We start from the raw sequence: 26,777 nt of genomic DNA, 5'->3' as shown, positions 1-26,777 counted from the left end.
CGCCGCGGGGCCGCTCGTCATGGGCGGGTGCGCGGCGTACGTGGTTGCTCCCGCGGTTCCCCGCGCCCCCTGGGGCGCGCCCGATCGGCTCCGCGCCCCGTCGCCCGCCGCCCTACAGCAGGGACGCCACCTCCGCCGCCGACACCTCTCTCGCCGCGCGGTCGAGCGCGCTCGCGAGGAGTGCCAAATCCGTGGGGCCGTTGCCCAGTTCGCGGACCTGGCGGCGGGCCGGCGGGTCGCCCATGCGGGCCCAGTCGACGGGGACGACGGTGGGCCGCAGGGTGGCGGTGCGGGGGATGCGACCCGTCACCCGGCCCGCCTGGAACGGGGTGGGTGCGGAACGCCCCTGGGTGAGCAACTCACCGCGGCCGGGCGAGGGTTCGTCCGGGCCCGGCAGCGGAGCACTGAGGACGACCCGTCCCCCGGCCGCCCGCCCCAGCTCACCCTCGCCGACCCGGCCCCCCGCGCCGGCGGCCACGAGATGCACACCGAGCCGCTCGCCCTCCCTCGCCACGGCCTCCAACGCCCGTACGACCGATCCGGCGGCGGGCCGGCCCGTGGAACCCAGCGGCGGCGACAGCAGCGCGTCGAGGTCGTCGACGATCACGACGAGCCGCGGCAGCTCGGAGCCCCTCCCGCCCGTCCGCCCGCCCTGTTCGGCGGCCCCGCGCCCCGCACCCGGCCGCAGCCGCAGCGTGGAACTGGAGGACGAGTCGAGATCGGCGGCACCCCCGCCGGCCGGCACCCCGCCGGCCGGACCGCCGCTCCCGGCCGGACCGCCACCGGTGGACCCGGCGCCCTCCGGTCCGCCACCCGCCGCCTTGGCACCCGCCGCCGCGGAACCCGTGGCCCCCGCCCCGGACCGGCCGACCGACCCCGCCGAACGCTGGGGGACGATCCGGCCCGACACCTCACGCCGTGTGTGCCACTCCGCGAACCCCAGCCCGCCCAGCAACTCGGCCCGCCGTTTCAGCTCGGCGCTCAGCGACTGCGCGAACTCCCGCATCCGGACGGGGTCGTTGGCCATGAGATACGTGCCCACGTGGGGCAGGTCGGTGCAGACGCCCAGCCCTTCCCCGGCGCGCCCCGCCGCCCCACCGGGGCCGCCGGCCGCACCGCCTCCTCCGTCCCGCCCGTCAACCAGGGCGATGCCCAGCCGGTCGGGCCGCTCGGCGGCGGCGAGGGACGCGGCGACGGACCGCAGCAACTCCGTACGCCCGCTGCCCACGGGCCCCTCGATCAGCAGATGTGGGCCCTCGGCCACGAGGTCCACGGACACCGGTCCGCGCGGTCCCGCGCCGAGCACGGCCCAGGCCCGGCCGCCGAGCGCCGTCGTGTCGTCGGCGGCGTCGGCCCAACGCGCCATCAGCGACGCCGGGGTGGCCCGTGCCAGCCCCAACTCGTCCAGCAGCCGGGCCGACTGCGGCAGCGGCGCGGACACCCGCGCCTGCCGGTCCCCGGTCGAGCCGTCCGTGCGCAGGGGCGCGAGCGCCCGCGCGAACCGCTCCGCCCACGCCGCCGACACCGCGTCCAGCGTGGCCACCGTGCCGTGGTTCAGCAGCCCGGGCGGGTCCGGGTCGATCGAGGACGGCTCGTGGGTGCCGGGACGCGTGCGCTCGTCCGCGCCGGAACGTACGGCCCCCGGGAGGTCGATGTGCGGGTGCGTACGCCCACCGGAACCGGACTCCGCCCCGCCGGTACGGCCGGAATGCTCGGGGTGAGCCGGACGACCGGGATGGCCCGGCACACCGGGGCGGTCGGAACGCGAACGGCCGGGCACGGCCCCGGAGCCGGGGTGGCCCGGTCCGCTCCCGCGCGCGTGGTCGACGGGGCCGAGGCGCTCGGCCCCGCCTCGTACGGCTCCACTTGGCGCCGCCGTGGCCTGCCCCGGGAGGCCGCTCCCGGGGGCGGTCGCGGCGGTGTTCCCGGGGGCGACACGCAGCAGCCGCAGCGCCGTGGCGACGTCACCGCTCAGCAGGGCGACGGCCCCGCACGCGCGGAACGCGGGCGAGATCGCGCAGGCCGCCGCGTATGTCTCCGCCACCGGGGAGGCGGGTGACGCGGCCTCGGCCTCGGCGAGGCACACCACGTGTATCCCGGCGGCCGGCCCGTCCTGCGCCAGCCGCACCACGGCCTCCCGCACATCGGCACCGCCGGGGTCCCCGTCCACGATCACCACCGTGTACGGCCCCGGGAAGCCGCCCGCCGCCCGGTCGTCCCTGGCCCACGACGGCCGCCGGGCGGGCCGTCCGCCGGCGAGGTCCTCGGGGTGGAGGGCGGCCGTGTCCGCCGTGTGGTCGTCCAGGCGGCGCAGCAGCTCGTCCGCGCGGGCCGTGGCCTGTTCGCGGTCGTAGGCGAGAAGGAGACGGCAGTCCTGGCCGTGGGCGGGGCGCAGGTGGGGGAGCCAGCCGAGCCAGGACCAGTCGGCGGTGCGCTCCTCGGCGGGGCGGGAGCGGTCGGCGCTGATCAGGATCAGTTCGAGGGTGTCGGGGGAGTGCAGCGCGGCGAGCTGGGCCACGACGGCACGGGCCAGGCCCATCAGCCGTGGGCGCGGCCCGGCCAGGCCCAGTGCGCCGACCTCACGCAGCCCGGTGGTCACCGGCACCGCCGGCAGCAGGCCGGAACCGTCCGGCGTCGCCCGGTCGGCCGTGCCCAGCCGCACCGACAGCGCCTCCGGGTGGCCGGGTCCCCGCTCCCACAGCCGGGGCCCGGGGCCCAGCGCGGTGAGCAGGAGCGCGGCGGGATCCGGCCAGGTCTCCGGCAGCCGCTCGCCGGCGGCGGGGAGCAGCGACGCCGGAGCGCCGCGCTCGTCCTCTTCGTCCTCCGTGTCGTACTCGTACGGGTCGTACGCGGCCCCCGCCTGCCCGCGCCCCCCGGCCAGCCGGCGCGCCCAGGCGCCGAACCCGCCCCGTCTGCGCACCCCGCGCGGCACGTCCGTCCCCCGCAGGGGCGTGCCTTTGCGGCTGCCGGAACCGGCGGGCCCCAGGGCATCGGCGCCGTCACCGAGGTCACCGGGGCCGCCGTCGGAGCCGTCGTACCAGCCGGGGCCGGCCGGGTCGGCGGCAGCGCCGAAGCCCTGATGTCCCGCACCCCTGCCACCGGACCCGGACCCGGACCCGGACGCGCCTGCGGCCGCCCCGCCCGCGAACCCGGCGCCCTCCGGCCCCGCGGCACCCGCCGCCCGCTCGATCCCCGGTGCCCCGCCCTGCCCGGGCACCGTCCTCCGCTCCGTACGGCCCTGACCCGCGGCCCGGGCGGCCTCCCCGGCTCCGCCGCCCGGGGACACGCCTCCGGAGCCGCCGAGGAAGCCGGTCCCCGTCCCCGACGTCGTACCGCCGGCCGAGCCCGCGGCCGCCGCGGAGCCCTTGGGATACGCGGCGCCCCCGGCCCCCGTGGCCACCCGGATGTGGCCCTCGCCGTCGGGTGTCGTCGCGACGCCGCGGGTGCCGGAGGAGGAGGCCAGGCGGAGCGCCGACTCGCCGATCCGCAGCAGCGCGCCCGGCGCCAGGCGGACGGGGCGGTCGCCGACGGGATCGCCGTCGAGCGTGGTGCCGTTGGTGGAGCCGAGGTCGACGACGGTGACCCGGCCGTCGGCGGAGAGGGTGACCGCGCAGTGGAGGCGGGAGACGTCGGGGTCGTCCAGGGGGACGTCCGCGTCGGCGGAGCGGCCGATGTGGATCTTGCCCCCGTGCAGCAGATGGACGCCGCCGGCGTCGGGGCCGGCCACGACATGCAGCTGGGCGGCGGCCTCGTCGACCTCGGGGCCCGCCTCGGAGGGGGCGCCCAGGCAGAGCACGGCGCCGTCGATCAGGGGCGGCTCGCCGAGGGTGCAGCGCTGGGTGTCGAGGCGCTCCGCACCGGCGTACAGCACGACCTGGCCGCCGGCCTCACGGCCGCGCTCCGGCTGCGCGGCGCCGCCGTCGCCGACCGCGGAGGCCAGGCCCGACGCCACGGCGGCGAGAGCCGTCCCGGCGGGCGCCGTGACCAGCACGTCGCAGGCCGTGGCACGTCCTCGCGGCTCCGAGGTCGGTCCGAGCGGGTCTACGACGGTCAGCCGGATCTGCATCGCCGTCAGCGGTCCCTTCCGCGCGGGCACCCGCGACGACGAGGACGAGACTGCGCGGTCCCCACCGCAGACTTCCCCCACCGCTCACGGGCACGTCGGCCAGTACTGGGGGCATCCTTGCACCTGCCACAGACAACACGCCCGTCGCCCACCGTCAAGTGATCTTGATTGGTCGGCTCTGCCCCCAAAAGTGCCTGACCAGTGCCCGCCAATCGATCACTTGAGATCGGTCACGTCTGCTCCGTGTCCGCTTTGGGCAACCGAGCGCCTGGGGAAGAGCGTCTTTCCATCGAACGCACCGGGGAACCCGTACGTATCCGCGTACACGGGACGGACAGTGCGCACGGCGAGCCACGGCAAGCCACGGCAGGCGCAGGACGACAGGACCCCTGGTCCCGGGGAAGGCCGCACTACAGTGGGTCGGAACACCCGTGGGACGGGGTCGGGCAAGCAAGCAGCAGGGAGCGCATGACGTGCGGCCGGTAGGGAGCAAGTACCTCCTTGAGGAGCCGCTGGGACGCGGCGCCACAGGCACAGTCTGGCGCGCCCGCCAGCGGGAGACGGCGGGCGCCGAGGCGGCCGTGCCGGGCCACCCCGGGGAGACCGTGGCGATCAAGGTCCTCAAGGAGGAGCTGGCCGGCGACCCGGACATCGTGATGCGCTTCCTGCGCGAGCGCTCCGTCCTGCTCAGGCTCACCCACCCGAACATCGTCCGGGTGCGCGACCTCGTCGTCGAGGGCGATCTCCTGGCCCTCGTCATGGACCTGATCGACGGCCCGGACCTGCACCGCTACCTGCGCGAGAACGGCCCGTTCACCCCCGTCGCGGCCGCGCTGCTCACCGCGCAGATCGCCGACGCGCTCGCCGCCAGCCACACCGACGGCGTCGTCCACCGCGACCTCAAGCCCGCCAACGTGCTGCTCCGGCAGGACGCGGGCCAGATGCACCCGATGCTGACCGACTTCGGCATCGCCCGCCTCGCCGACTCCCCGGGCCTGACCCGGACCAGCGAGTTCGTCGGCACGCCCGCGTACGTCGCCCCCGAGTCCGCCGAGGGCCGGCCGCAGACCTCCGCCGTCGACATCTACGGCGCCGGCATCCTGCTGTACGAACTGGTCACCGGGCGCCCGCCGTTCGCCGGCCAGAGCGCCCTCGAAGTGCTGCACCAGCACCTCAGCGCCGAGCCGCGCCGCCCGTCCACCGTCCCCGACCCGCTGTGGACGGTCATCGAACGCTGTCTGCGCAAGAACCCCGACGAACGGCCCGGCGCCGTCAACCTCGCCCGCGCGCTCCGCGTCGTCGCCGAGGGCATCGGGGTGCACGCCAACTCCACGCAGATCGCCGCCGCCGAGGGCGTGAGCCATCTCCTCGCCCCCGACCCGGCGCCCGCGCCGGTGCCGGGAGGGGCCCCGGAGCCGTTCGGCTCGTCCGACGCCACCCAGGTGCTGCCGCACGGCGCCGGCTCGTACGACCCGAACGCGGCGACCAGCGTGCTCCCGCACACCTCGGGCCCGGGGAACCAGCCCGCGGGCGCGGCCGACCCCACCGCCGTCCTCCCGCAGACCGGCGGGGCCGACCCGACCTCCGTCATGCCGCCCGTGCCGCCGCACGACCCGGCCGGACCCGAGCAGCCGCACCCCTGGCAGAACCAGCTGCGCGCCGCCCGCGACCGCAACGAACAGACCCAGATCCAGTACCTCGACCCGGGCGAGGACCCGCTGCGCCGCCGCCCCCAGCGGCAGCCCCAGCGGCCGCAGCAGCCCCCGCAGGCCCCGCAGCCACAGCAGCCGCCGCGCGGGCAGCAGCGGTCGCAGCGCCGCCCCCAGCAGCCCGCCCCCGGCTACGGCCGGCCGCAGCAGCACCAGCCGTACGCCCCCGCCCCGCAGCACCAGCAGCCGCAGCGGTACGCGCCCGCGCCGCAGCCCCAGCCGCAGCAGCCCGCGCCGCGACCGCAGCGCGAGCCGAGGCCGCCGCGCGAGCCGCGTCGGCGCAGCGCCAACCCGATGAGGATCCCGGGGCTGGGCTGTCTCAAGGGCTGCCTGTTCATGATCGTCCTGCTCTTCGTCGGCGGCTGGCTGATCTGGGAGTTCACCCCCCTCCAGCAGTGGATCGGGACCGGCAAGGGCTACTGGGAGCAGCTGACCGACTGGTTCAACACGGCGACCAAGTGGATCGGCGACCTGACCGACTCGGGTTCCGGAGGATCTGGTTCCGGTCAGTGACGGGCGCGGTCGGCGATCCGTCCGGCAACCGCGCCCGGGTTGGGGACTTGTCGACATCTGAGGGGTGATTTCCGCCTCGGCGGTGAAGGTTGGCTCTTCGGGCGCGTAGCTTTGTCGCCAACACGCGGCCTGTAGGAGCAGTCTTGGGACGGAAGATCGGAAGCCGGTACACCGCGAACCAGATTCTGGGGCGGGGCAGCGCCGGCACGGTGTGGCTGGGTGAGGGCCCGGAGGGCCCCGTCGCGATCAAGCTGCTGCGCGAGGACCTCTCGTCCGACCAGGAGCTCGTCAGCCGCTTCGTCCAGGAGCGCACGGCGCTGCTGGGTCTCGACCACCCGAACGTGGTGTCCGTGCGCGACCTCGTCGTCGACGGCAACGACCTCGCCCTCGTCATGGACCTCGTCCGGGGCACCGATCTGCGCACCCGGCTGGACCGGGAGCGCCGCATGGCCCCCGAGGCGGCGGTCGCCATCGTGGCCGATGTCGCGGACGGCCTCGCGGCGGCCCACGCGGCAGGGATCGTGCACCGGGACGTCAAGCCGGAGAACGTGCTGCTGGACATGCAGGGCCCGCTCGGTCCCGGCGGCTCCCACCCGGCCCTGCTGACCGACTTCGGCGTCGCGAAGCTGATCGACTCTCCCCGGCGGACCCGCGCCACGAAGATCATCGGGACGCCGGACTATCTCGCGCCCGAGATAGTGGAGGGCCTGCCGCCGAGGGCGGCCGTGGACATCTACGCCCTCGCGACGGTCCTGTACGAGCTGCTGGCGGGCTTCACCCCGTTCGGCGGGGGCCACCCCGGCGCGGTGCTGCGCCGTCATGTGACCGAGACGGTCGTCCCCCTGCCCGGCATCCCCGAGGAGCTGTGGCAGCTGCTCGTGCAGTGCCTGGCCAAGGCCCCGGCCTCACGGCTGCGGGCGTCGGAGCTGGCGGCGCGGCTGCGGGAGCAGCTGCCCCTGCTGGCCGGGATGCCGCCGCTGGACGTCGACGAGCCGGGGACGGAGACGCAGGACGCGTACGAGGAGAAGCCGGCGGAGGCGGCCGCCCCGCGGGAGCGGGTGCGGCGCGGGGCCGTGCCGCTGGTGCCGGGGGCCAAGCCGGACTCCAACCGGGACACGCACACGTCGATGCGGGTGCCGGCCCCCGACGAGCTGGCCGGGGGCGCGCGGGGGACCGCGCGGGCACCCCGGGCGGCGGGGGCGCCCCGGCCGGGGTCCGCGCGGAACCGGGCGACCGCCCGTCGCCGCCGGATCACGCTCGGCGCGGCGGCGGTGGCGCTGATCGCCGTGGTCGGGTTGGGGACGTGGGCGGCCACCTCCGGGGACGAGGAGGGCGGAGCGCCGTCCGACACGAAGAATTCGGCGCCGGGTTCTCCCTGACCGGGGCGCCTTCTGACTCGGGGGCCACTGTTGTCCGGCGGCTGCGGGTTCGTCGTGGTTTCTCGCGCAGTTCCCCGCGCCCCTGAAGGAACGGGCCCTGCGGCCCGCCCTTCATCGGAGAAGCACGGGGCCGCAGGCCCCTGCTTTTCCAGGGGTGCGGGGAACTGCGCGATCAGCCCCCAGCCACCCGCACCGCAGAGCGAACCCGCACCCCCGAGCTCTGAGGTGCTCACAGGCTCCCGGGAGGGATCCGTTGCCGTAGCCGTTACGCTGGGGGCGTGGCAGTCGTCGATGTATCCGAAGAGCTGAAGTCCCTCTCCTCGACCATGGAGTCGATCGAGGCCGTTTTGGACCTCGACAAGCTGAGGGCAGAGATCGCCGTGCTCGAGGAGCAGGCGGCCGCGCCGTCCCTGTGGGACAACCCCGACGAGGCGCAGAAGATCACCAGCAAGCTGAGCCACCTCCAGGCCGAGGTCAGGAAGGCGGAGGCGCTCCGTGGTCGTATCGACGACCTCGGTGTCCTCTTCGAGATGGCCGAGGAGGAGGACGACCCGGACACCCGCGCCGAGGCCGAGGCGGAGCTCGCCTCCGTGAAGAAGGCCCTCGACGAGATGGAGGTCCGTACGCTCCTCTCCGGCGAGTACGACTCCCGTGAGGCGCTCGTCAACATCCGCGCCGAGGCCGGAGGCGTCGACGCGGCCGACTTCGCGGAGAAGCTCCAGCGGATGTATCTGCGCTGGGCCGAGCAGCACGGCTACAAGACCGAGATCTACGAGACGTCGTACGCGGAAGAGGCCGGCATCAAGTCGACCACCTTCGCCGTGCAGTCGCCGTACGCGTACGGCACCCTCTCCGTCGAGCAGGGCACGCACCGCCTCGTCCGGATCTCGCCCTACGACAACCAGGGGCGCCGCCAGACCTCCTTCGCCGGTGTCGAGGTGCTCCCCGTCGTGGAGCAGTCCGACCACGTCGAGATCGACGAGTCCGAGCTGCGCATCGACGTCTACCGGTCCTCCGGCCCCGGCGGCCAGGGTGTCAACACGACCGACTCCGCCGTGCGCATCACGCACCTGCCGACCGGCATCGTCGTCTCCTGCCAGAACGAGCGCTCGCAGATCCAGAACAAGGCCACGGCCATGAACGTCCTCCAGGCGAAGCTGCTCGAGCGGCGCCGCCAGGAGGAGCAGGCCAAGATGGACGCGCTCAAGGGCGACGGCGGCAACTCCTGGGGCAACCAGATGCGTTCGTACGTCCTCCACCCGTACCAGATGGTCAAGGACCTGCGGAACAACTACGAGGTCGGCAACCCCGAGGCAGTGTTCAACGGCGAGATCGACGGCTTCCTGGAGGCCGGAATTCGCTGGCGCAAGCAGCAGGAGAAGTAGGGGAAGCGACCCCGCCGCACAACCCCGGACAATTTCAGCGCTTTGTCGACAAGGCAACTGCCATTCACCGGATGGCAGTTGCCTTGTCTGTAGGGGGATGTCTGGGTTTTACGTCACACTCACACGACGTTACCGCGGTCAAATCCGGTGAACAGGACATCGCGTACGCAACGACCTTGACGTTGCATCAAAAACTGGGAAGGCTGGCGCGTGGCATGCGCATTACTGGGACGCATGTGAACCGGGGGACTTCGAAGCTACCGACTGCCCCCGTTGATCGCGGCCCCGGGCGCTGCTCCATTTTCTGATGAGCTACTGGGGGTAGCAGCCATATGACGAAGAAGACGCGGATCCGCGTGGCGCGTATCGCCGCGGGTGCCGTGATCGCCGCCGGCGCGTCGCTGACCGCCGCGGGTGCCGCTTCCGCTCTCGACCTCGGCGTCGGTATCGGCGTCAACACCGGTAACGGCGTCTCCGCCGACGTCGGTGTCTCGGTCGACACCGAGGGTGACACGGACGGCACGTCCATCGGTGCCACGCAGGGCACGACCGGCGGTACGACGACCGACGGTGGTACGACCACGGACGGTGGCACGACGACCGACGGTGGTACGACCACGGACGGTGGTACGACCACGGACGGTGGCACCACGACCGACGGTGGTACGACCACGGACGGTGGTACGACCACCGACGGCGGTACCACCACGGACGGCGGCACCACGACCGACGGCGGTTCGAACGGCAACGGCGGTTCGAACGGCAACGGCAACTCCGGTGGCAACAGCTCCACCGGCGGTAACGGCAACTCGGGTGGCAACAGCTCCACCGGTGGCAACGGCAACTCGGGCGGCAACGGCTCCACCGGCGGTAACGGCAACTCGGGTGGCAACAGCTCCACGGGTGGCAACGGCAACTCGGGTGGCAACAGCTCCATCGGCGGCGGCGACTCCACCTCGGGCGGCGGTTCCTCCACCATCGGCGGCGGTGACGCCACCTCCGGTGGCGCCGACCCCGACGGCGGCAACGACGAGGTCGTCCAGGAAGAGGGCTCCTCGCAGCTGACCGACACCGGTTCCGAGACCGAGGCTCAGGGCTCCGGGACCGGTGAGCTGGCCGAGACGGGTGCCGCCGAGACCACGTTCCTGCTGGTCGGGGCCGCCACGATGATCGTCGGCGGTATCGGCTTCCGTCTGCTGCCGCGCCTGATGGACGGCCGCGGCGCCGCCGCCTGACCTCTCGCGGTCACGCACGGCACCACACACGGGTGAAGGCCCGGGGCAGCGCTTCCGGCCCCGGGCCTTCGTCGTATCCGGTCGCGGCCGGCCGTGACCGCCGGTCGCTCACTCTCCGCTGCCGTCGCCCTACGCGGTCGTCTGGTGCGCCAGCAGCGCCAGAGCCGTTATCAGGATCGCCAGGAGGGCGATCAGGGTCATCGGGCTCAGGCCCGCGAACGGGTTCTCCTGCTGGAGCCGCTCGCGACTGGCCCGGCACACATGGCAGCGGCCCTCGGCGACGGGCGACGCGCAGTTCGCGCACACCAACCGGTCGTACGTCATGCGCCTCGCCCTCCTTGCAATGGCCTCACACACACCTCAACGCTTGGCGGAACCGGTGCGTTCCGCTGATCCGCCGGTCCCCGCCTACTCCACTGTGCCAGGTTCCTCCGGAGCGTGCGCGGGCGCCCGCGAAAGGGACGGGTGCCGTTCGTCGCACGGGCCGGGCTCGTCGAGGTCACTCGCCCACTTCCCCGCACCTCTGACGAGGACGGGTAGCGGTACAGTCTCGACCATCCATTCCCCGACGGCCTGTGGTGCATCCGTGATCCGATTCGACAACGTGTCCAAGGTCTACCCGAAGCAGACCCGCCCCGCCCTCAGGGATGTGTCCCTGGAGGTCGAGAAGGGCGAGTTCGTGTTCCTCGTGGGGTCCTCCGGCTCCGGAAAGTCCACCTTCCTGCGGCTGATCCTCCGGGAGGAGCGGTGCAGCCAGGGGCAGGTGCATGTGCTGGGCAAGGATCTCGCGCGCCTGTCCAACTGGAAGGTGCCGCAGATGCGCCGCCAGCTGGGGACGGTGTTCCAGGACTTCCGGCTGCTGCCGAACAAGACGGTCGGCGAGAACGTCGCCTTCGCCCAGGAGGTCATCGGGAAGTCGCGCGGCGAGATCCGCAAGTCCGTCCCGCAGGTGCTGGAGCTGGTCGGCCTCGGCGGCAAGGAGGACCGGATGCCGGGCGAGCTGTCCGGCGGTGAGCAGCAGCGCGTCGCCATCGCGCGGGCCTTCGTGAACCGGCCCAAGCTGCTGATCGCCGACGAGCCCACCGGCAACCTCGACCCGCAGACCTCCGTCGGCATCATGAAGCTGCTCGACCGGATCAACCGGACGGGTACGACCGTGGTCATGGCCACCCACGACCAGAACATCGTGGACCAGATGCGCAAGCGCGTCATCGAGCTGGAGAAGGGCCGCCTCGTCCGCGACCAGGCGCGCGGCGTCTACGGCTACCAGCACTGACCACTGCTCGACGACCGTCCACGGAAAGGCTTGACCAGACGCCATGCGCGCGCAGTTCGTCCTGTCGGAGATCGGTGTGGGTCTCCGCCGCAATCTCACGATGACTTTCGCGGTCGTCATCTCGGTGGCCCTCTCGCTCGCCCTGTTCGGCGGCTCCCTGCTGATGCGGGACCAGGTGAGCTCGATGAAGGGCTACTGGTACGACAAGGTCCAGGTGTCGATCTTCCTCTGCAACAAGGCGGACGCGGAGGCGGACGCCAACTGCTCCAAGGGTGCCGTCACCACGGAGCAGAAGCAGCAGATCAAGAACGACCTGGGCAAGCTCGACATCGTGGAGCAGGTCTACTACGAGTCGGCGGACGAGGCCTACAAGCACTACAAGGAGCAGTTCAAGGACTCCCCGCTGGCCGCCTCCCTCACCCCGGACCAGATGCAGGAGTCGTACCGGATCAAGCTCAAGGACCCGGAGAAGTACAAGGTGATCGACACCGCCTTCTCCGGGCGGGCCGGGGTCCAGTCGGTCGAGGACCAGCGGGACGTGCTGGAGAACCTGTTCAACCTGCTCGGCGGCATGAACGTCGCGGCGCTCGGGGTGATGGGTCTGATGCTGGTCGTGGCGCTGCTGCTGATCGTGAACACGGTGCGGGTCTCGGCGTTCAGCCGGCGCCGGGAGATCGGCATCATGCGGCTCGTGGGCGCGTCCGGCTTCTACATCCAGGCGCCGTTCATCATGGAGGCCGCGATCGCGGGCCTGATCGGCGCGGGCTTCGCCGGGACGCTGATCGTCGGCGGCAAGTACTTCCTCGTCGACCAGTGGCTCGCGGAGAAGATCCCGCTGGTCAACTTCATCGGCTGGGACGTCGTGCTGACCAAGCTGCCGCTGGTCCTGGCGATCGGTCTCCTCATGCCGGCCATGGCCGCGTTCGTCGCGCTGCGGAAGTACCTCAGGGTCTGAGGGCCGGGCGCACGACCAGGGGAGGAGATGTGCCGCACATCACGGCATGTCCGATGGTGTGACGTACGCCAACGGGGCCGTACCGGCAAGGTCCGGTACGGTCCCTCCCGTTGTCCTAGACTCGCCGACATGCCAGGCCGCGACCTGTTCTCCCAGCCCCGCCGCATCGGCCGCGGGGCGGCGCTGACATTGGTCTTCGCCGGCGTGCTCGCCACGGGCGCCGCGACCGGCTCCTTCGGCGACCGGTACCGCGAGGAGGGCGCCACCGGCGCAGCCCGCTCCGCCCCGGCCGCCCGGCAGCAGGACGTCGCCGAGGCCGCCGCCGAGGCCATGGCCGAGGGCAAGTCCCCGATGGAGGCCGCCGAGCGGGCCGTCAGCCGCAGCGGCGACCGCTGGGGCGCGGTCTACTCCGAGGGCGAGTACGAGGAGTTCGAGGAAGCCCTCGACGGCGAGTACACCGGCGTCGGGCTGTGGGCGCGGCTGGAGCGCGACGGCCGGGTCGAGATCACCCGGGTCCAGGACGGCTCGCCCGCCGCCGACGCCGGGATCCGCGCCGGGGACCGGCTCGTCAGCGTCGACGGCGAGAAGGTCGACGGCCGCCCCGTCACGGACGTCGTCTCCTTACTGCGCGGCGACGCGATCGACGGGGAGCAGGACACCGCCGAGGACGCCGCCGCCGGTACGAAGGTGTCGCTGGGCCTGCAGCGCGGCACCCGCACGTGGCAGGAGACCCTGCGCAGGGCCCGACTGTCCACCGAGGACGTGACCGTCAGCCGCCTCGCCGGCGGGATCACCGTGATCAAGGCCGACGCGTTCACCAAGGGCTCCGGTGACATGGTGCGCGCCGCCGTCGAGCAGGCCGAGGGCGCGCGGGGGTTCGTGCTCGACCTCCGCGGCAACTCCGGCGGCCTGGTCGCCGAGGCCGTCACCGCCTCCTCCGCCTTCCTCGACGGCGGCCTCGTCGCCACCTACGACGTCAACGGCGAACAGCGCGCCCTGCACGCCGACGCGGGCGGCGACAGCACCAGACCCCTGGTCGTACTCGTCGACGGCGGCACGATGAGCGCGGCCGAGCTGCTCACCGGAGCGCTCCAGGACCGGGGCCGCGCGGTGGTCGTGGGCTCCCGCACCTTCGGCAAGGGCTCCGTGCAGATGCCGAGCCGTCTGCCCGACGGGTCCGTCGCCGAGCTGACCGTCGGCCACTACCGCACCCCTTCCGGCCGCGGCGTCGACGGCAGGGGCATCACACCCGACCTGGACGCCGCCGACGACGCCCTGCAGCGGGCCGAGACGGTCCTGAGCGGGCTCGGCGAGTACGAGTAATCGGCTTTCCCCGGCACCCCTCCGTAGTGCGAAAATGGACGGCACTATGAGCAAGGGAATGTACGTACCCAAGGAGTCCCAGCCCAAGCAGGGCGGGGCGGCCGCCAAGGCGAGGGACGGCGAGAAGGGCGGCAAGCGCAAGATCGTCGCCCAGAACAAGAAGGCCCGCCACGACTACGCGATCATCGACACCTACGAGGCCGGGCTCGTCCTGACCGGCACCGAGGTCAAGTCGCTGCGCGAGGGCCGGACCTCGCTGACCGACGGCTTCGTCCAGATCGACCGGGGAGAGGCGTGGCTGCACAACGCGCACATCCCCGAGTACCACCAGGGCAGCTGGACCAACCACTCCGCGCGCCGCAAGCGGAAGCTGCTGCTGCACCGCGAGGAGATCGACAAGCTGGAGGCCAAGGCCCAGGAGACGGGTCACACGATCGTGCCCCTCGCCCTGTACTTCAAGGACGGCCGTGCCAAGGCGGAGATCGCGCTCGCACGAGGCAAGAAGGAGTACGACAAGCGGCAGACCCTGCGGGAGAAGCAGGACCGGCGCGAGTCGGACCGCGCGATCGCGGCGGCTAAGCGGAAGCAGCGCGCGTAGCCGGGGTGACGGGCGCGTGGCGGCCGGGAATACGGTGGCACGCGCGCGCGTTGGTCACGTACGATGGCATCCGCACCGCACAGCGGGTGCAGCGCCCTCTCCGGAGGGGTTGAAAAAACAACATGGGGATGATCGGTTTCGACAGCGGATGTCGAAGCAGGGGAAGCGTGTCGAGGAAGCGGCCATGATCTCGTAAACCACAGGCCGAAAAAAATAATCGCCACTGTTAAGAGCGATTCTCCCGAGCAGCGCTTCGCTCTCGCCGCCTGATCTCAGGTAGCGAGACCGAGCCTCTCATCTAAAGGGAGTGTCAGCCCGGGGCTGTTCCCGACCCGGATCCTGGCATCAGCTAGGGGACTAAACCTTGATCCCGGTCACGGGGTGAAGAGGGAAATCAAACAGTGACTGAGCCCGTCGGCGACTTGTTCGCGTGATCGCCGGGGCTGAGAAACTCATAGCGAACTGCACACGGAGAAGCCCTGGTTCCGCACCGTTGGACGCGGGTTCGATTCCCGCCATCTCCACAATTCCCATGTGACGCATGAACAGCGGGGCCCGGTGGTCGCTCAGACCACCGGGCCCCGCTGCGTTGCGCGCCTCCGCCCTCCGCTCCTCGCGCCGCTCCTCAGCCCGTCAGGCGGCGGGCCGTGCTCGCTCGGGGGGTCAGGTGCGGGGCGAGCAGGGTGGCCTGGGGGACGGGCGTGCCGGTCAGCTTCCTCATCAGCAGGTCCACCGCCTGTTCGCCCAGTTCCGTCGACGGGATGGCGATCGAGGTGAGAGGGACACGGAGGGACGTCGCCAGGTCGTCGGGGCAGAGGGCCGTGACCGAGAGGTCGGCCGGGATGCGCAGGCCGAGGTGCTCGAAGGCGTCCAGGAGGTGGTCCAGGACGGCTTCGTTGTGCACCACCACGCCGGTGAGGGCGGGGTGTTCGCGCAGCAGGCGCTCGGCGACCTCGCGGGCCCCGGCGGGCGTGGCCTCGCAGGGATGGACCGTGGAGGTCATGCCGTGCCGGGTGGCGGCGGCGGTGAAACCCTGGAGGACCCGCTGCGCGAACGAGGTGCGGCGGACGTAGACCTCGGGAGGCGAGCCGATCAGGCCCACGACACGGTGGCCCAGACCGGCCAGGTGGTCCACGCACAACTCGCCCGCCGCCCGGAAGTCCAGGTCGATGCAGGTCAGGCCGTCGGCCGAGGCCGGGAAGCCGATCAGCACCGAGGGGCGGTCCAGCATGCGCAGCAACGGCAGTCTGGGGTCGTGGAGTTGGACGTCCATCACGATCAACGCGTCGACGAGGGCCGTGTCCGCGACCCGGCGGAGTCCCTCCTCGCCCTCCTCCTGGGTCACCAGGAGCACATCGTGGTCGTGTGCGCGGGCCGACGTCACCACCGACACCGCGAAGCCCATCACCACCGGCACATGGATCCCGGCCCGCAACGGCACCACCATCGCCAGCACGTTCGACTTGCTGCTGGCCAGGGCGCGGGCACCCGCGTGCGGGCGGTAGCCCAGCTCGCGGATGGACGCCTCGACCCGCGCCTTGGTCTCCGCCGAGATCGGGCGCTTGCCGCTCAGCGCGTACGACACGGTGCTGGGGGAGACCCCCGCGTGCCGCGCCACGTCCGTGATCTTCACCGTCATCGCGCTCCCCCGCCTTCCGGGTCGGGCTCCACTTCCACCGTCAGGAAGCCCGTGCCGGGCTCCGCCCGGACCTCCCGGCCGTCCGCGGACAGGCCCCAGGGGGCCCTCGGGTCGCCGCAGGAGGCCCGCAGGACGTCCCCCTCCCGTACGACGGTGAAGGTCACGTCGCCCACCGGGACGGTGACCTGGGCGCCGTGGGCGAGGCGGTACGCGTGCAGGGTGACGCCGTCGGCGTGGTCGTAGTCCGGGCGGTCCGTCACGGCGCCCACCGGGATCACCGCCCCCGGGCGCACCAGCAGCGGCAGGCTCAGGAAGCCGTGCCGTTCGCGGACCCAGCGGGGGCCGTCGACCGTCCCGCCGGTGAGGTAGTGGGTCCAGGTGCCCTCGGGGACGTAGTACGCGACGTCGCCCTCGTCGTTGAGGACCGGTGCCACGAGGAGGTCGGGGCCGAGCATGTACTGGCGTTCCAGATGGGCGCAGCCGGGGTCGTCGGGGAACTCCAGGACCATCGCCCGCATCATCGGCACGCCTTCGCGGTGCGCGGTGCGCGCGGCCTCGTACAGGTAGGGCATGAGGCCGAGCTTCAGGCGGGTGAACGTCCGAAGGACGTCCACCGACTCGTCGTCGAAGAGCCAGGGCACCCGGTACGACGACGAGCCGTGCAGCCGGCTGTGGGAGGAGAGCAGGCCGAAGGCGATCCACCGCTTGAACAGCGCGGGCGTCGGGGTGCCCTCGAAGCCGCCGATGTCGTGGCTCCAGTACCCGAAGCCCGACAGCCCCAGCGACAGGCCGCCCCGCAGCGACTCGGCCATCGCCTCGTACGTCGACTCGCAGTCGCCGCCCCAGTGGACGGGGAAGCGCTGGCTTCCGGTGGTCGCGGAGCGGGCGAAGAGGACCGCCTCGCCCTCGCCCCGGTGCTTGCGGAGGACGTCGAAGACGGTGCGGTTGTAGAGGTAGGTGTAGTAGTTGTGCATCCGTTCGGGGTCGGTGCCGTCGGACCAGGTCACGTCCAGCGGGACCCGCTCCCCGAAGTCGGTCTTGAAGCAGTCGACGCCCTGCGCGAGCAGCGCCCGGAGCTTCGACGCGTACCACTGGCGGGCCGCCGGGCTGGTGAAGTCGACGAGGGCCATGCCGGGCTGCCACAGATCCCACTGCCAGACACCGCCGTCGGGTCTGCGGAGCAGATGGCCGAGCGCCCTGCCCTCGGCGAACAGCGGTGAGCGCTGGGCGATGTACGGGTTGATCCAGACGCAGATCCGCAGGCCCCGGCGTTTGAGGCGGGCCAGCATGCCCTCCGGGTCCGGGAAGACCCTCGGGTCCCACGCGAAGTCGCACCACTGGAACTCGCGCATCCAGAAGCAGTCGAAGTGGAACACGGACAGCGGCAGCCGGCGCTCCCGCATGCCCTCGATGAACGAGGTCACCGTCTCCTCGTCGTAGGACGTGGTGAACGAGGTCGACAGCCACAGGCCGAAGGACCAGGCGGGCGGCAGGGCCGGGCGGCCGGTGAGGGCCGTGTACTTGCGGAGGATCTCCTTCGGGGTGGGGCCGTAGACGACGTAGTACGTCAGCCGCTGGGTCTCCGCGCTGAACTGGACCCTCGACACCACCTCCGAGGCGACCTCGAAGGACACCTTGCCCGGGTGGTCGACGAAGACGCCGTAGCCCGCGTCCGTCAGATAGAACGGCACGTTCTTGTAGGCCTGTTCGGTGGCGGTGCCGCCGTCGGCGTTCCAGACGTCGACGACCTGGCCGTTCTTCACGAGCGGGCCGAAGCGCTCGCCGAGGCCGTAGACGGAGGTGCCGACGCCGAGGTTCAGCTGCTCGCGCAGATGGTGGGCGCCGGATCCGTCCCGCATGATCCCCGTCGACCCGGGGCCGCTGCCGGTGAGGGTGCGTCCGCGGGCGAGGAAGTCGACCCGCCAGGGGCCGGTGCGGGCCACGCGGACGGAGAGCTCACCGGCGGTGAGGCCGGCGTGCTCGTCGTCGTACGAGATGTGCGGGGTGAACTCCTCTGTGGTGAGCTCGAACTCGGGGCCGCGGGGCCGCTCGCCCTCGAAGTGGGTGAGGGTGACGCCGATGACGTCGGGCATCGGGGCGTGGGCGCTGATCGTCACCACCGGCCCCTTCAGCAGGTCGCCGCGGTGGCGGACGGGCCGGGTGGGCGCGAGGATCTCCAGGGCGCCCGCGTCGGTGGCGGTGACGTCGAGGACCTGCGCCGGGTGGGCGGCGGTGACGCCCTCCCGCAGCAGCCAGTAGCCGTCGGTGAACTTCACTCCGCGCCGCCGCGGGCCGTCCGGCGTCCCTTCGCCGCCGTGGCGGGTGTCGTCGCGTGTCCTTCCGCCGTCGCTCCGCGCCGTTCTACCGCCGTCACACGCCGTCGTGCCGTCAGCATCCAGTGCCTCCGGGGGAGTCGGATGGGTTCTCGGGGCGCCGCGCAGTCGAATCGTTTCGACGAGTCACGTCGAAGCGATTCGACGGGCGAAGGTAAGCGTCGGGCGTGGACACGTCAATGGGGGGTGCGGAAATCGGCCGTACGCCGTCTCGGCGCGGCCAGGGAGAGCAGCAGGGCGAGCGTGGTGGCGGCGACCGGGATGCCGAAGCCGGTGGTGGCCGGGCCCGGACCGTGGTCCACCATCCAGCCGCCGAGCGCGGAACCGCCCGCGATGCCGCCGAGCAGGCCGGTGACGGCGAGGGTCATGCCCTCGTTCAACTGGCCCCCGGGGGTGCGCTCCTGGACCAGGGACATCGCCGTGACCATGGTGGGGGCGGTGGCCATGCCGGCCACGAGCAGGGCGGGGGCGAGGGGGAGCAGGGAGCCGGTGGCCGAGGCGGTGAGCCAGGGCAGGGTCATCAGGGCCGCCATGGCCGCGAGGCAGACGGGGAAGCGGCGTTCGGCGGAGCGGGTCACCCGTATCGCCCCGAACGCGAGCCCCGCGGCGCAGGAGCCCGCCGCCTGGAGGCCGAGGATCAGCCCCGCCGCGGAGGCGTCGCCCTGTGCGTCGGCGTGGGCGATCGTGACGACCTCCAGGGACCCGAAGACGGCGCCCATGGCGAGGAAGACGGCGAGGAGGGCGGGGATGCCGGGGGCGCGGACGGGGGACTTCGCGGTCGTACGGCCGCTCGGCGGCGGCTCGGTGGCGCGCTGGGCGCTGAAGACCAGCACGCCGGTCAGGAAGACGAGGCCGCCGATCAGGGTGCCGGCCTCGGGGAAGAGGGCGGTGCAGAGGAAGGCGGCGATGACGGGGCCGACCATGAAGCACAGTTCGTCCGCGGCCTGTTCGAAGGAGTTGGCGGTGTGCAGGGCCGCCGGGTCGTCCTTCAGGAGGTGGGCCCAGCGGGCGCGGGCCATGCCGCCGGTGTTGGGGGCGGTCGCGGTGGCCGCGTAGGAGGCGAAGAGGGTCCAGGCGGGGGCGTTCCAGTGGACGCAGGCGATCAGGGAGAGACCGCCGAGGAGGGCCAGCGCGGTGGCCGGGACGGCGACGCGGGCCTGGCCGTGGCGGTCGACCAGGCGGGCGGTGTAGGGCGCGACCAGGGCGGTCGCGGCGAGACCGGTGGCGACGACGGCGCCGGCCAGGGCGTAGGAGTCGCGGGCCGGGGCGATCATGAGGATCGCGCTCACGCTGAACATGCCCATGGGGAGGCGGGCGAGGAGGGCGCCGAGGGTGAAGGCGCGGGCGCCGGGGTGTCGGAAGAGGCGCCGGTAGGAGGCGGCGCGCGGGGCGTTGGGGGTGCGCGGAGGTTCGGGGCGCGGTTCCCCGCGCCCCCGAGGCCGGGCGGTGCCGGGGGCGTCGCGCTCCTGGGGCCGGGCGGTACCGGGGTCGTCGCGCTCCTGGGGGCGCCTGGGCGTGAAGTCGACTGCCACCAGCTGGTCGGCGGTCACGGTCAGCAGAGGGTTCGAGCGGTGCGGCATGCGTCCTACCGTCGCCCGGTCCTTGATCCACCGTCCAACACCTACTCCGTGGTGATTCACGCAACCCGGTTGTAAATTCGGCGGATGTCCATCGCCTCCGATGCCGTGGCGCCGCGGCTGTTGCGCGCCTTTCTCGCCGTCGTCGACGAGTTGCACTTCACCCGGGCCGCCGCTCGGCTCTATGTCGCGCAGCAGGCGTTGAGCCGGGATGTGCGGCGGCTGGAGCGGGAGCTGGGGGCGGAGCTGTTCGTGCGGACGACGCGGCAGGTGGTGCTGACGCCCGACGGGGAGCGGCTGGTGCCGTACGCGCGGCGGGTGCTGGAGGCGCAGGACGCGCTCGTGGGGGCGTTCCGGCAGGCCCGGCCCCTGCTGGTGGACCTGAACTCGCCGGGGCTGGCCACCGGCGTACGGGTGCTGCGGCGGGCCCGCGAGCTGGTGCCCGACGTGGAGTTGCTGGCGCGGTACGAGAGCGGGCTGACGTATGCCGCCGCCGAGATCCTCGCCGGACGGCTGGACGTGTCGTTCGGGAGGTTCGCGGGGCTGGACCCGGCGGTGCGGGCGCGGCTGGAGCAGCAGCCCGTGCGGTACGAGCCGATGGCGGTGATCCTGCCCGAGGACCACCGGCTGGCCGCGCTGGACGCCGTGCCGCTGGCGGAGCTGAGGGGCGAGACCGTGTACGCGGGCGCCGGCAACCCCCGTACACCGGAGTGGACGGAGCTGGCCCGGAAGTTGTTCGAGGGGCGGGGGATCGAGGTCGCGCCCGCGGTGCCGCTCGTGGTGGGGGAGGAGGAGTTCGCGCGGGTCATGGCCAAGACGCGGACCCCCGTGCTGGCGGTGGTGGACTTCCCGCCCATGCCGCGCAGTGTGCTGCGGCCGCTCGTCGACCCCGTACCGCTGTCACCCGTCTCGCTGGTGTGGCGGAAGGGGTTCACGCATCCGGGGCTCGATGCCCTGCGGCGAGCTGCCGCCGAACATGCGGGGGCGGAAGTATGGCTCTCACAGCCGGAGGACGGGTGGATTCCGCCCACGGATGCACTCATCATGATGAGCTTCACCTGACAGCACACACATGCACATCTCTCCCACCTCTACATTCGGGCCTCCGGGTGCGTGTGATGGGCGGGGCGCCCCGGATCGGGTGGGGGCCCGGTCCGGTACAGGAAAGTGCGAGAGTCCGGCATCGAACATGCATCCGCAACCCGTGGGGGGAAGCGCGTGCACGTGGAGAAGTGGCCGCATGGCGTCCAGCCGGAGCGGTCCGACGGCGAACGCCGTGACGAACACCGTGGTGAACCGGGGGGCGGTCTCGCCGCCGACCCGTTCGCCAGGACCGGCGCCTCTGCCGGAGACGACCTGTTGTGGCCCAAGGCCGCAGAGGGAACGGGGGCGGTGCCCCGGCAGCCGGGCGCCTTCGCCGGTGTGCCCCGGCAACCCGACGCCTCGGGGCGCGAGGCCGGGCGGCCCACCGCCGTGGCGTCCCCCTGGGAGCAGCCCGGCCGGCCCGGCCGCAACCACGACCCGCACGAGGTGACCGTCCAGCTGGACGGCGTCGGACGGGAACTGGACGGGCCGGGCAGGCACGCCGGCGAGGACGCGGCCGGGGCGGCCGGGACGGCCGGAGGCCGGCCCGACGGACCGGTCTTCGTGGACGAGTCGGGGCGCCGCCGCAACCGCTACCGCAGGCTCGGCATCGCGGTCGGCACGACCTGCGCGGCGTACGCCGTGGTCATCGTCGGCACGCTGATGTCCGGCAACTCGGACGCGCCCTGGCTGCCGATGCCCATGCAGAAGGACAAGGCACCCGCGGACAAGGTGGACTCCCCGCCGCCGCCGACCGAGTCGGCCGGCATCGCCGACACGGCGGACGGCGCCGTGCCGCCGCCGAGCGCGGGGTCGGTCTCCCCGGGAGCGACACCCCCGCCGGGCGGCGTCCCGCGCGGCGCCCGGGACGCCGGGGAGAAGGAGGAGCCGGAGGCCTCCGCCAGTGCCGGGCCCACGGGCGGCGCGAGCGCCGGCCCGCAGCCGAAGCCGAGCACCGGCGTGAAGGAGACCGAGCCCTCGGATCCCGCGTCCCAGCCGCCGGGCGGCGGCTCCAGCGCCTCGCCCAGTCCCTCGCCCACGCCCTCCGAGTCCGGCGGCGCCGATCCCGGTCCGGGATCCGAGACGGACACCGTCGCCGTCGGTCCGCCGACCCCGGCACCGGTCGAGCCCGGCCCCGCGGCGCCGGAGAACCCGCAGGACCCGCAGACCCCGGAGAACCCCGCATAATGACCCGCTCCAGGCGCGGCGGCACGTTCTCACGTGCCGCCGCCAAGTGTCGTACCCGCACACCCCGTTCGTCCGAGGCCGCCGACGGCACGGCCGGGAGCCCCGCGAAGGGCCGGCCGAAGCGGCGGACCGTACGGCTGCCGCTCCGCCACATCCTGCCCTGCCTCGTCCTCGTCGCCCTGATGGCGATGCTGATGCTGCGCGGGTACGTGCACAGCGAGATCCTCGCCGACCACCGGGTCCGGCCGCCCGTGTCGAACGACCGGGTGCCGCAGCGGATCCTCGACGGCGGGCCGGTGATCGACACCCGCTCGGGCCGCGAGACCAGCCTCGAGGTACCCGACCGCAAACTGGTCCTCACCTTCGACGACGGCCCCGACCCCACCTGGACGCCCAGGGTCCTCGACATGCTGAAGAAGCACGACGCGCACGCCGTCTTCTTCATCACCGGCACCATGGCCTCGCGCTATCCGGACCTGGTGCGGCGCATGGTCGACGAGGGCCACGAGATCGGGCTGCACACCTTCAACCACCCCGACCTCTCGCTCCAGTCCAAACGCCGCATCGACTGGGAGCTGTCCCAGAACCAGATGGCGCTCGCGGGCGCCGCCGGTATCCGGACCTCGCTGTTCCGGCCGCCGTACTCGTCGTTCTCGGGCCGGATGGACAACCGGTCCTGGCCGGTGACGAAGTACATCGGCAGCCGCGGCTACATCACCGTCGTCAGCGACACCGACAGCCAGGACTGGAGCAGGCCCGGCGTCGACGAGATCATCCGCCGGGCCACCCCCGAGGACGGCAGGGGCGCGATCGTGCTGATGCACGACTCCGGCGGCGACCGCTCGCAGACCGTCGCCGCGCTCGACCGGTTCATCGTCCAACTGCGCGCCAAGGGATACGAGTTCCACAACCTCACCGGGGCGCTGAACGCGCCCAGCGCGCACACCGGGGTCACCGGGGTCGGCCTGTGGAAGGGCAAGGCGTGGGTGGCGCTCGTCCAGGCCTCGGAGCGGATCACCGGCATCCTCGTCGTGGCCCTCGCGGTCGTCGGCGTCCTCGTCCTCGCCCGCTTCGGCCTGATGCTGATCCTGTCGGTCGCCCACGCCCGCAAGGTCCGCCGCCGGGACTTCCGCTGGGGACCGCGGGGCCCCGTCACCGAACCGGTGTCCGTCCTCGTCCCCGCGTACAACGAGGCCAAGTGCATCGAGAAGACCGTCCGGTCGCTGGTGGCCAGTGACCATCCCATCGAGGTCCTCGTCATCGACGACGGCTCCAGCGACGGCACCGCCCGGATCGTCGAGGAGCTGGGCCGGGACCTGCCGGACGTCAGGGTCGTACGGCAGCTCAACGCGGGCAAGCCCGCCGCCCTCAACCGGGGCATCGCCAACGCCCGGCACGACCTGATCGTGATGATGGACGGCGACACGGTCTTCGAACCGTCCACCGTCCGCGAACTGGTCCAGCCGTTCGCCGACCCGCGCGTCGGCGCCGTCGCCGGGAACGCCAAGGTCGGCAACCGGGACACCCTCATCGGCGCCTGGCAGCACATCGAGTACGTGATGGGCTTCAACCTCGACCGCCGGATGTACGACGTCCTGCGCTGCATGCCCACCATCCCCGGCGCGGTCGGCGCCTTCCGCCGCGAGGCGCTCGAACGGGTCGGCGGCATGAGCGAGGACACCCTCGCCGAGGACACCGACATCACCATGGCCATGCACCGCGACGGCTGGCACGTCGTCTACGCGGAGAAGGCCCGCGCCTGGACCGAGGCACCCGAATCCGTGCAGCAGCTGTGGTCGCAGCGCTACCGCTGGTGCTACGGCACCATGCAGGCCATCTGGAAGCACCGCAAGGCACTCTTCGAGCGGGGCCCCTCGGGCCGCTTCGGACGGGTGGGCCTGCCGCTGGTGTCGCTGTTCATGGTGGTCGCGCCCCTGCTGGCCCCGCTCATCGACGTGTTCCTGCTGTACGGGCTGGTGTTCGGCCCGACCGAGAGGACGATCGGCGCGTGGTTCGGCGTCCTGGCCGTGCAGGCGGTGTGCGCGGCCTACGCCTTCCACCTCGACAAGGAACGCATGACCCATCTGGTCTCCCTGCCGCTCCAGCAACTCCTCTACCGCCAGCTGATGTACGTCGTCCTGCTCCAGTCGTGGATCACCGCCCTGACCGGCGGCCGGCTGCGCTGGCAGAAGCTGCGGCGGACGGGCGCGGTGGGACTGCCGGGTGATCCCGGCGGGTCCGGCGGCGCGGGTACGCCCGATGCCGAGACGCAGCCGCGTGAGGGGAGCCCGGTCGGATGAGCACCCTGACGCAGACCTCCGCGGAGGAGACCCCGCAGGCGCCGTCCGCGCCCGCCCGCGACCGCTACTTCGACTTCCTGCGGGCCCTCGCCCTCTTCCGCGTGGTCCTCTACCACCTCACCGGATGGGCCTGGCTGCCGCTCGTCTTCCCCTCCATGGGCGTGATGTTCGCGCTGGCCGGCAACCTCATGGCCCGCTCGCTGAGGCGCCCGGCCGTCCGGGTCGTCAAGGGCCGGCTCCGCCGACTGCTGCCGCCCGTATGGCTGTTGGGCGCGATCGGCGTGACCGGGATGGTCGCCCAGGGCTGGCGGCCCGACGCGGAGGGGCACCCGGCGTGGTGGTGGTTCCACCTCACCTTCTGGGTCCTCCCGATCAGCGACCCGCCGTACGCCGAGGGCCTGCCCGGCGTGCACGGCCTCATCGGCGCCGACTGGGCCGCGGAACTCGCCGGACCCCTCTGGTACGTCCGCGCCTACCTCTGGTACGTCGTCCTGTCCCCGGTGCTGCTGCGCGCGTTGCGCGCGGTGCCCGTGGTGACGCTCCTCGCGCCGGTCGTCCTGTCGGCCGTGTTCCAACTGGGCTATCTGTCCCTGCCCGGGGAGCGGTTCGCGTCGGGGCTGACGGACTTCAGCACCTTCGGCGCCTGCTGGATCCTCGGCATGGCCCACCAGGAGGGCATGCTCAGGCGCCTCCCCCGGTACATCGTCCCGTCCGTCGCCCCGGCCGTGGCCCTGACCGGTCTCTGGTACGCCCTGAACCACGACTTCGGCAACGGCAACGACCTGGACGCCATGCCGTTCGCCCAGGCGCTGTGGTCGCTCGGCACGGTGGCCCTGCTGCTCCACATCAGCCCCTCGTGGCCCCGGTGGCCGCGCCGGCTGCGCCGCTGGGACGGGGTGATCACCTTCCTCAACTCCCGAGCGGTGACGATCTACCTGTGGCACAACACGTGCATCCTCATCGCCGCGACCCAGTGGGACCGGCTCTGGTCCGTGGTGGTCCTGGAGCAGAACGTCCCCTGGCTGCTGGAGAGCCCCTGGCCCGTGCTGGCGGTCACCTGGGCGCTGATCGTCGGCTGTGTCGTCGCCTTCGGCTGGGCGGAGGACCTCGCGGCCCGGCGCCGACCGCGGCTGTGGCCGAACGGCGGACGGCCCCGCCGGAGCGCACGCAGGCACTGAACGGCCCCGGGGGCGGCGGCACCACGGCCGCCCCCGGCCGCCTTCCGGTCATGTACTGACCACGTAACCAACCGGGATACGCACTTGCGTACGGCTGAGCCGGTGATGGATGTTGGGCTCGCTTGAGGCAGGCGTTCCTTGCCTCGCCGAAGCGACCCGAGGAGTGACACCCGCCGATGACTCAGCCTCCCGGCCAGCCCCCGTACGACGGTTACGGGGCCCAGCAGCCGCAGCAACCGCCGTACCCGGGGCCGTACGGGCCCCCGCCGGGGGCGGGCGGTCAGGCTCCCGGTCAGCCCGGTCCGCCGCCCAACCCCTACACGACGGCCCCGCAGCAGCCGTACGGCGGCGGGCAGCCGCCCTACGGGGGTGCGCCGGGCATGCCGGGCGCCCCTGGCGGGCCCGGTGTGCCGAACTACGGCCAGCAGTACGGCGGTTATCCGCCGCCTCCGCCCTCCGGCGGCAACGGCGGCAAGATCGCGCTCATCGTGGTCGCCGCCGTGGCGGCCCTCGCGGTGATCGGCGGCGGCATCTTCCTGCTCACCTCCGACGACGGCGACGACACCTCGGCCAAGCCCCGGCAGAGCGTGTCGGCGCGGGCCGACGAGTCGGAGACACCGACCGGTGAGCCGACCGAGGAGTACACCCCGACCCCCGACGACACCGACGCCGGAGGGGACGAGTCCACCCCGCCCGGCAAGGGTGTCGAGGGCCAGTGGCAGGACGACGAGGCGCGGACCCTGACGATCGGCGAGGAGCAGTCCTCGGGCGACCTCAATGGCCAGCACCCGCTCTCCTACATCGACATGATCGGTGGCAAGGGCATCATGACCGGCGTCGGCAAGTACCGCGACGACAACAACTTCCGTATGGCGCTGCGTCCGATGGCCTCACAGGACGTCGACGACGAGGACATCACCTTCGCCACGGTCCGCCGTTCCGGCGACGACGTCGTCATCACCTGGGAGGACGGCGGCGGCACGGACACGCTGAGCTACGTGGGTGAGGCGTCGGGCTGACGGCCACGCTCCGCTTTGAGG

General features: G+C 72.8%; 18 protein-coding genes and 1 other RNA gene. 14 read left to right on the top strand and 5 right to left on the bottom strand.

What is annotated here, in order from left to right; all coding sequences use genetic code 11:
• Window positions 1–112 precede the first annotated feature (112 nt).
• Complete coding sequence (locus AC067N_RS09270) at window positions 113–4,066, bottom strand: FHA domain-containing protein (protein ID WP_478678242.1); 3,954 nt, start codon at window positions 4,064–4,066, stop codon at window positions 113–115.
• A gap of 473 nt (window positions 4,067–4,539) precedes the next feature.
• On the opposite strand from AC067N_RS09270, the gene AC067N_RS09265 reads away from it, so the two are divergent.
• From AC067N_RS09265 to AC067N_RS09250, 4 genes are all read left to right on the top strand, one after another.
• Window positions 4,540–6,288 (top strand): serine/threonine-protein kinase, encoded by a 1,749-nt coding sequence (locus AC067N_RS09265; protein WP_478678241.1) that lies wholly within the window; start codon window positions 4,540–4,542, stop codon window positions 6,286–6,288.
• Between the two features lie 143 nt (window positions 6,289–6,431).
• Window positions 6,432–7,667 (top strand): serine/threonine-protein kinase, encoded by a 1,236-nt coding sequence (locus AC067N_RS09260; protein ID WP_478678240.1) that lies wholly within the window; start codon window positions 6,432–6,434, stop codon window positions 7,665–7,667.
• A gap of 278 nt (window positions 7,668–7,945) precedes the next feature.
• A complete protein-coding gene (gene prfB / locus AC067N_RS09255; protein ID WP_478678239.1) occupies window positions 7,946–9,052 on the top strand; it encodes a peptide chain release factor 2 in 1,107 nt (368 codons plus the stop codon).
• A 332-nt stretch (window positions 9,053–9,384) separates the two neighbouring features.
• Complete coding sequence (locus AC067N_RS09250; RefSeq protein WP_478678238.1) at window positions 9,385–10,287, top strand: hypothetical protein; 903 nt, start codon at window positions 9,385–9,387, stop codon at window positions 10,285–10,287.
• 129 nt (window positions 10,288–10,416) lie between these two features.
• Here the strand turns inward: AC067N_RS09250 and AC067N_RS09245 are convergent, their stop codons facing one another.
• Complete coding sequence (locus tag AC067N_RS09245; protein ID WP_055518486.1) at window positions 10,417–10,611, bottom strand: hypothetical protein; 195 nt, start codon at window positions 10,609–10,611, stop codon at window positions 10,417–10,419.
• 262 nt (window positions 10,612–10,873) lie between these two features.
• On the opposite strand from AC067N_RS09245, the gene ftsE reads away from it, so the two are divergent.
• The 5 genes from ftsE (at window position 10,874) to ssrA (ending at window position 14,966) form a co-directional block, all read left to right on the top strand.
• A complete protein-coding gene (ftsE, locus tag AC067N_RS09240; RefSeq protein ID WP_468071591.1) occupies window positions 10,874–11,563 on the top strand; it encodes a cell division ATP-binding protein FtsE in 690 nt (229 codons plus the stop codon).
• A gap of 43 nt (window positions 11,564–11,606) precedes the next feature.
• The gene (gene ftsX / locus AC067N_RS09235) at window positions 11,607–12,518 is read left to right on the top strand and encodes a permease-like cell division protein FtsX (RefSeq protein WP_478678237.1); all 912 of its coding nucleotides are present in this window, start codon (window positions 11,607–11,609) and stop codon (window positions 12,516–12,518) included.
• Between the two features lie 129 nt (window positions 12,519–12,647).
• Window positions 12,648–13,841, top strand: a complete 1,194-nt coding sequence (locus tag AC067N_RS09230) for a S41 family peptidase (RefSeq protein ID WP_478678236.1) — start codon at window positions 12,648–12,650, stop codon at window positions 13,839–13,841.
• Between the two features lie 58 nt (window positions 13,842–13,899).
• The gene (smpB, locus tag AC067N_RS09225; RefSeq protein WP_478678314.1) at window positions 13,900–14,439 is read left to right on the top strand and encodes an SsrA-binding protein SmpB; all 540 of its coding nucleotides are present in this window, start codon (window positions 13,900–13,902) and stop codon (window positions 14,437–14,439) included.
• Between the two features lie 124 nt (window positions 14,440–14,563).
• Window positions 14,564–14,966: a transfer-messenger RNA gene (gene ssrA, locus AC067N_RS09220) on the top strand.
• A gap of 98 nt (window positions 14,967–15,064) precedes the next feature.
• Here ssrA and AC067N_RS09215 read toward each other — a convergent pair.
• The 3 genes from AC067N_RS09215 to AC067N_RS09205 form a co-directional block, all read right to left on the bottom strand.
• Window positions 15,065–16,078 (bottom strand): LacI family DNA-binding transcriptional regulator, encoded by a 1,014-nt coding sequence (locus tag AC067N_RS09215; RefSeq protein ID WP_478678235.1) that lies wholly within the window; start codon window positions 16,076–16,078, stop codon window positions 15,065–15,067.
• Window positions 16,075–18,354, bottom strand: coding sequence for an alpha-xylosidase (gene yicI / locus AC067N_RS09210; protein WP_478678234.1), 2,280 nt, complete (start codon window positions 18,352–18,354; stop codon window positions 16,075–16,077). The genes AC067N_RS09215 and yicI overlap by 4 nt, the downstream gene beginning before the upstream one ends.
• A 233-nt stretch (window positions 18,355–18,587) precedes the next feature.
• Window positions 18,588–19,991, bottom strand: a complete 1,404-nt coding sequence (locus tag AC067N_RS09205) for an MFS transporter (RefSeq protein WP_478678233.1) — start codon at window positions 19,989–19,991, stop codon at window positions 18,588–18,590.
• 84 nt (window positions 19,992–20,075) lie between these two features.
• Here AC067N_RS09205 and AC067N_RS09200 point away from each other — a divergent pair, with 84 nt between their 5' ends.
• The 5 genes from AC067N_RS09200 to AC067N_RS09180 all read left to right on the top strand — a co-directional run bounded on the left by AC067N_RS09200 (window position 20,076) and on the right by AC067N_RS09180 (window position 26,756).
• On the top strand, window positions 20,076–21,050 hold the full coding sequence (locus AC067N_RS09200; RefSeq protein WP_478678232.1) for a LysR family transcriptional regulator: 975 nt from the start codon (window positions 20,076–20,078) through the stop codon (window positions 21,048–21,050).
• Window positions 21,051–21,212: 162 nt separating this feature from the next.
• A complete protein-coding gene (locus AC067N_RS09195) occupies window positions 21,213–22,259 on the top strand; it encodes a hypothetical protein (RefSeq protein WP_478678231.1) in 1,047 nt (348 codons plus the stop codon).
• Window positions 22,259–24,559, top strand: coding sequence for a bifunctional polysaccharide deacetylase/glycosyltransferase family 2 protein (locus AC067N_RS09190; protein ID WP_478678230.1), 2,301 nt, complete (start codon window positions 22,259–22,261; stop codon window positions 24,557–24,559). Before AC067N_RS09195 ends, AC067N_RS09190 begins: the two co-directional genes overlap by 1 nt.
• Window positions 24,556–25,737 carry an acyltransferase family protein gene (locus tag AC067N_RS09185; RefSeq protein ID WP_478678229.1) on the top strand — a complete coding sequence of 394 codons (1,182 nt, stop codon included), beginning with the start codon at window positions 24,556–24,558 and terminating at the stop codon, window positions 25,735–25,737. The genes AC067N_RS09190 and AC067N_RS09185 overlap by 4 nt, the downstream gene beginning before the upstream one ends.
• Before the next feature lie 176 nt (window positions 25,738–25,913).
• Complete coding sequence (locus AC067N_RS09180; RefSeq protein WP_478678228.1) at window positions 25,914–26,756, top strand: hypothetical protein; 843 nt, start codon at window positions 25,914–25,916, stop codon at window positions 26,754–26,756.
• The last annotated feature ends 21 nt before the right edge of the window (window positions 26,757–26,777 follow it).

Source organism: Streptomyces sp. NPDC042364, assembly GCF_056437585.1.
This window is presented reverse-complemented; position numbering and strand designations above follow the sequence as displayed.

What these genes read in the sequence shown, in the direction of transcription:
- AC067N_RS09245 (WP_055518486.1), bottom strand. Translation starts at nt 10,611, where the DNA reads ATGACGTACGACCGGTTGGTGTGCGCGAACTGCGCGTCGCCCGTCGCC.
- smpB (WP_478678314.1), top strand. Translation starts at nt 13,900, where the DNA reads ATGTACGTACCCAAGGAGTCCCAGCCCAAGCAGGGCGGGGCGGCCGCC.
- AC067N_RS09205 (WP_478678233.1), bottom strand. Translation starts at nt 19,991, where the DNA reads ATGCCGCACCGCTCGAACCCTCTGCTGACCGTGACCGCCGACCAGCTG.
- ftsX (WP_478678237.1), top strand. Translation starts at nt 11,607, where the DNA reads ATGCGCGCGCAGTTCGTCCTGTCGGAGATCGGTGTGGGTCTCCGCCGC.
- AC067N_RS09250 (WP_478678238.1), top strand. Translation starts at nt 9,385, where the DNA reads ATGACGAAGAAGACGCGGATCCGCGTGGCGCGTATCGCCGCGGGTGCC.
- AC067N_RS09215 (WP_478678235.1), bottom strand. Translation starts at nt 16,078, where the DNA reads ATGACGGTGAAGATCACGGACGTGGCGCGGCACGCGGGGGTCTCCCCC.
- AC067N_RS09230 (WP_478678236.1), top strand. Translation starts at nt 12,648, where the DNA reads ATGCCAGGCCGCGACCTGTTCTCCCAGCCCCGCCGCATCGGCCGCGGG.
- AC067N_RS09190 (WP_478678230.1), top strand. Translation starts at nt 22,259, where the DNA reads ATGACCCGCTCCAGGCGCGGCGGCACGTTCTCACGTGCCGCCGCCAAG.
- AC067N_RS09180 (WP_478678228.1), top strand. Translation starts at nt 25,914, where the DNA reads ATGACTCAGCCTCCCGGCCAGCCCCCGTACGACGGTTACGGGGCCCAG.
- AC067N_RS09185 (WP_478678229.1), top strand. Translation starts at nt 24,556, where the DNA reads ATGAGCACCCTGACGCAGACCTCCGCGGAGGAGACCCCGCAGGCGCCG.
- AC067N_RS09270 (WP_478678242.1), bottom strand. Translation starts at nt 4,066, where the DNA reads ATGCAGATCCGGCTGACCGTCGTAGACCCGCTCGGACCGACCTCGGAG.
- AC067N_RS09200 (WP_478678232.1), top strand. Translation starts at nt 20,076, where the DNA reads ATGTCCATCGCCTCCGATGCCGTGGCGCCGCGGCTGTTGCGCGCCTTT.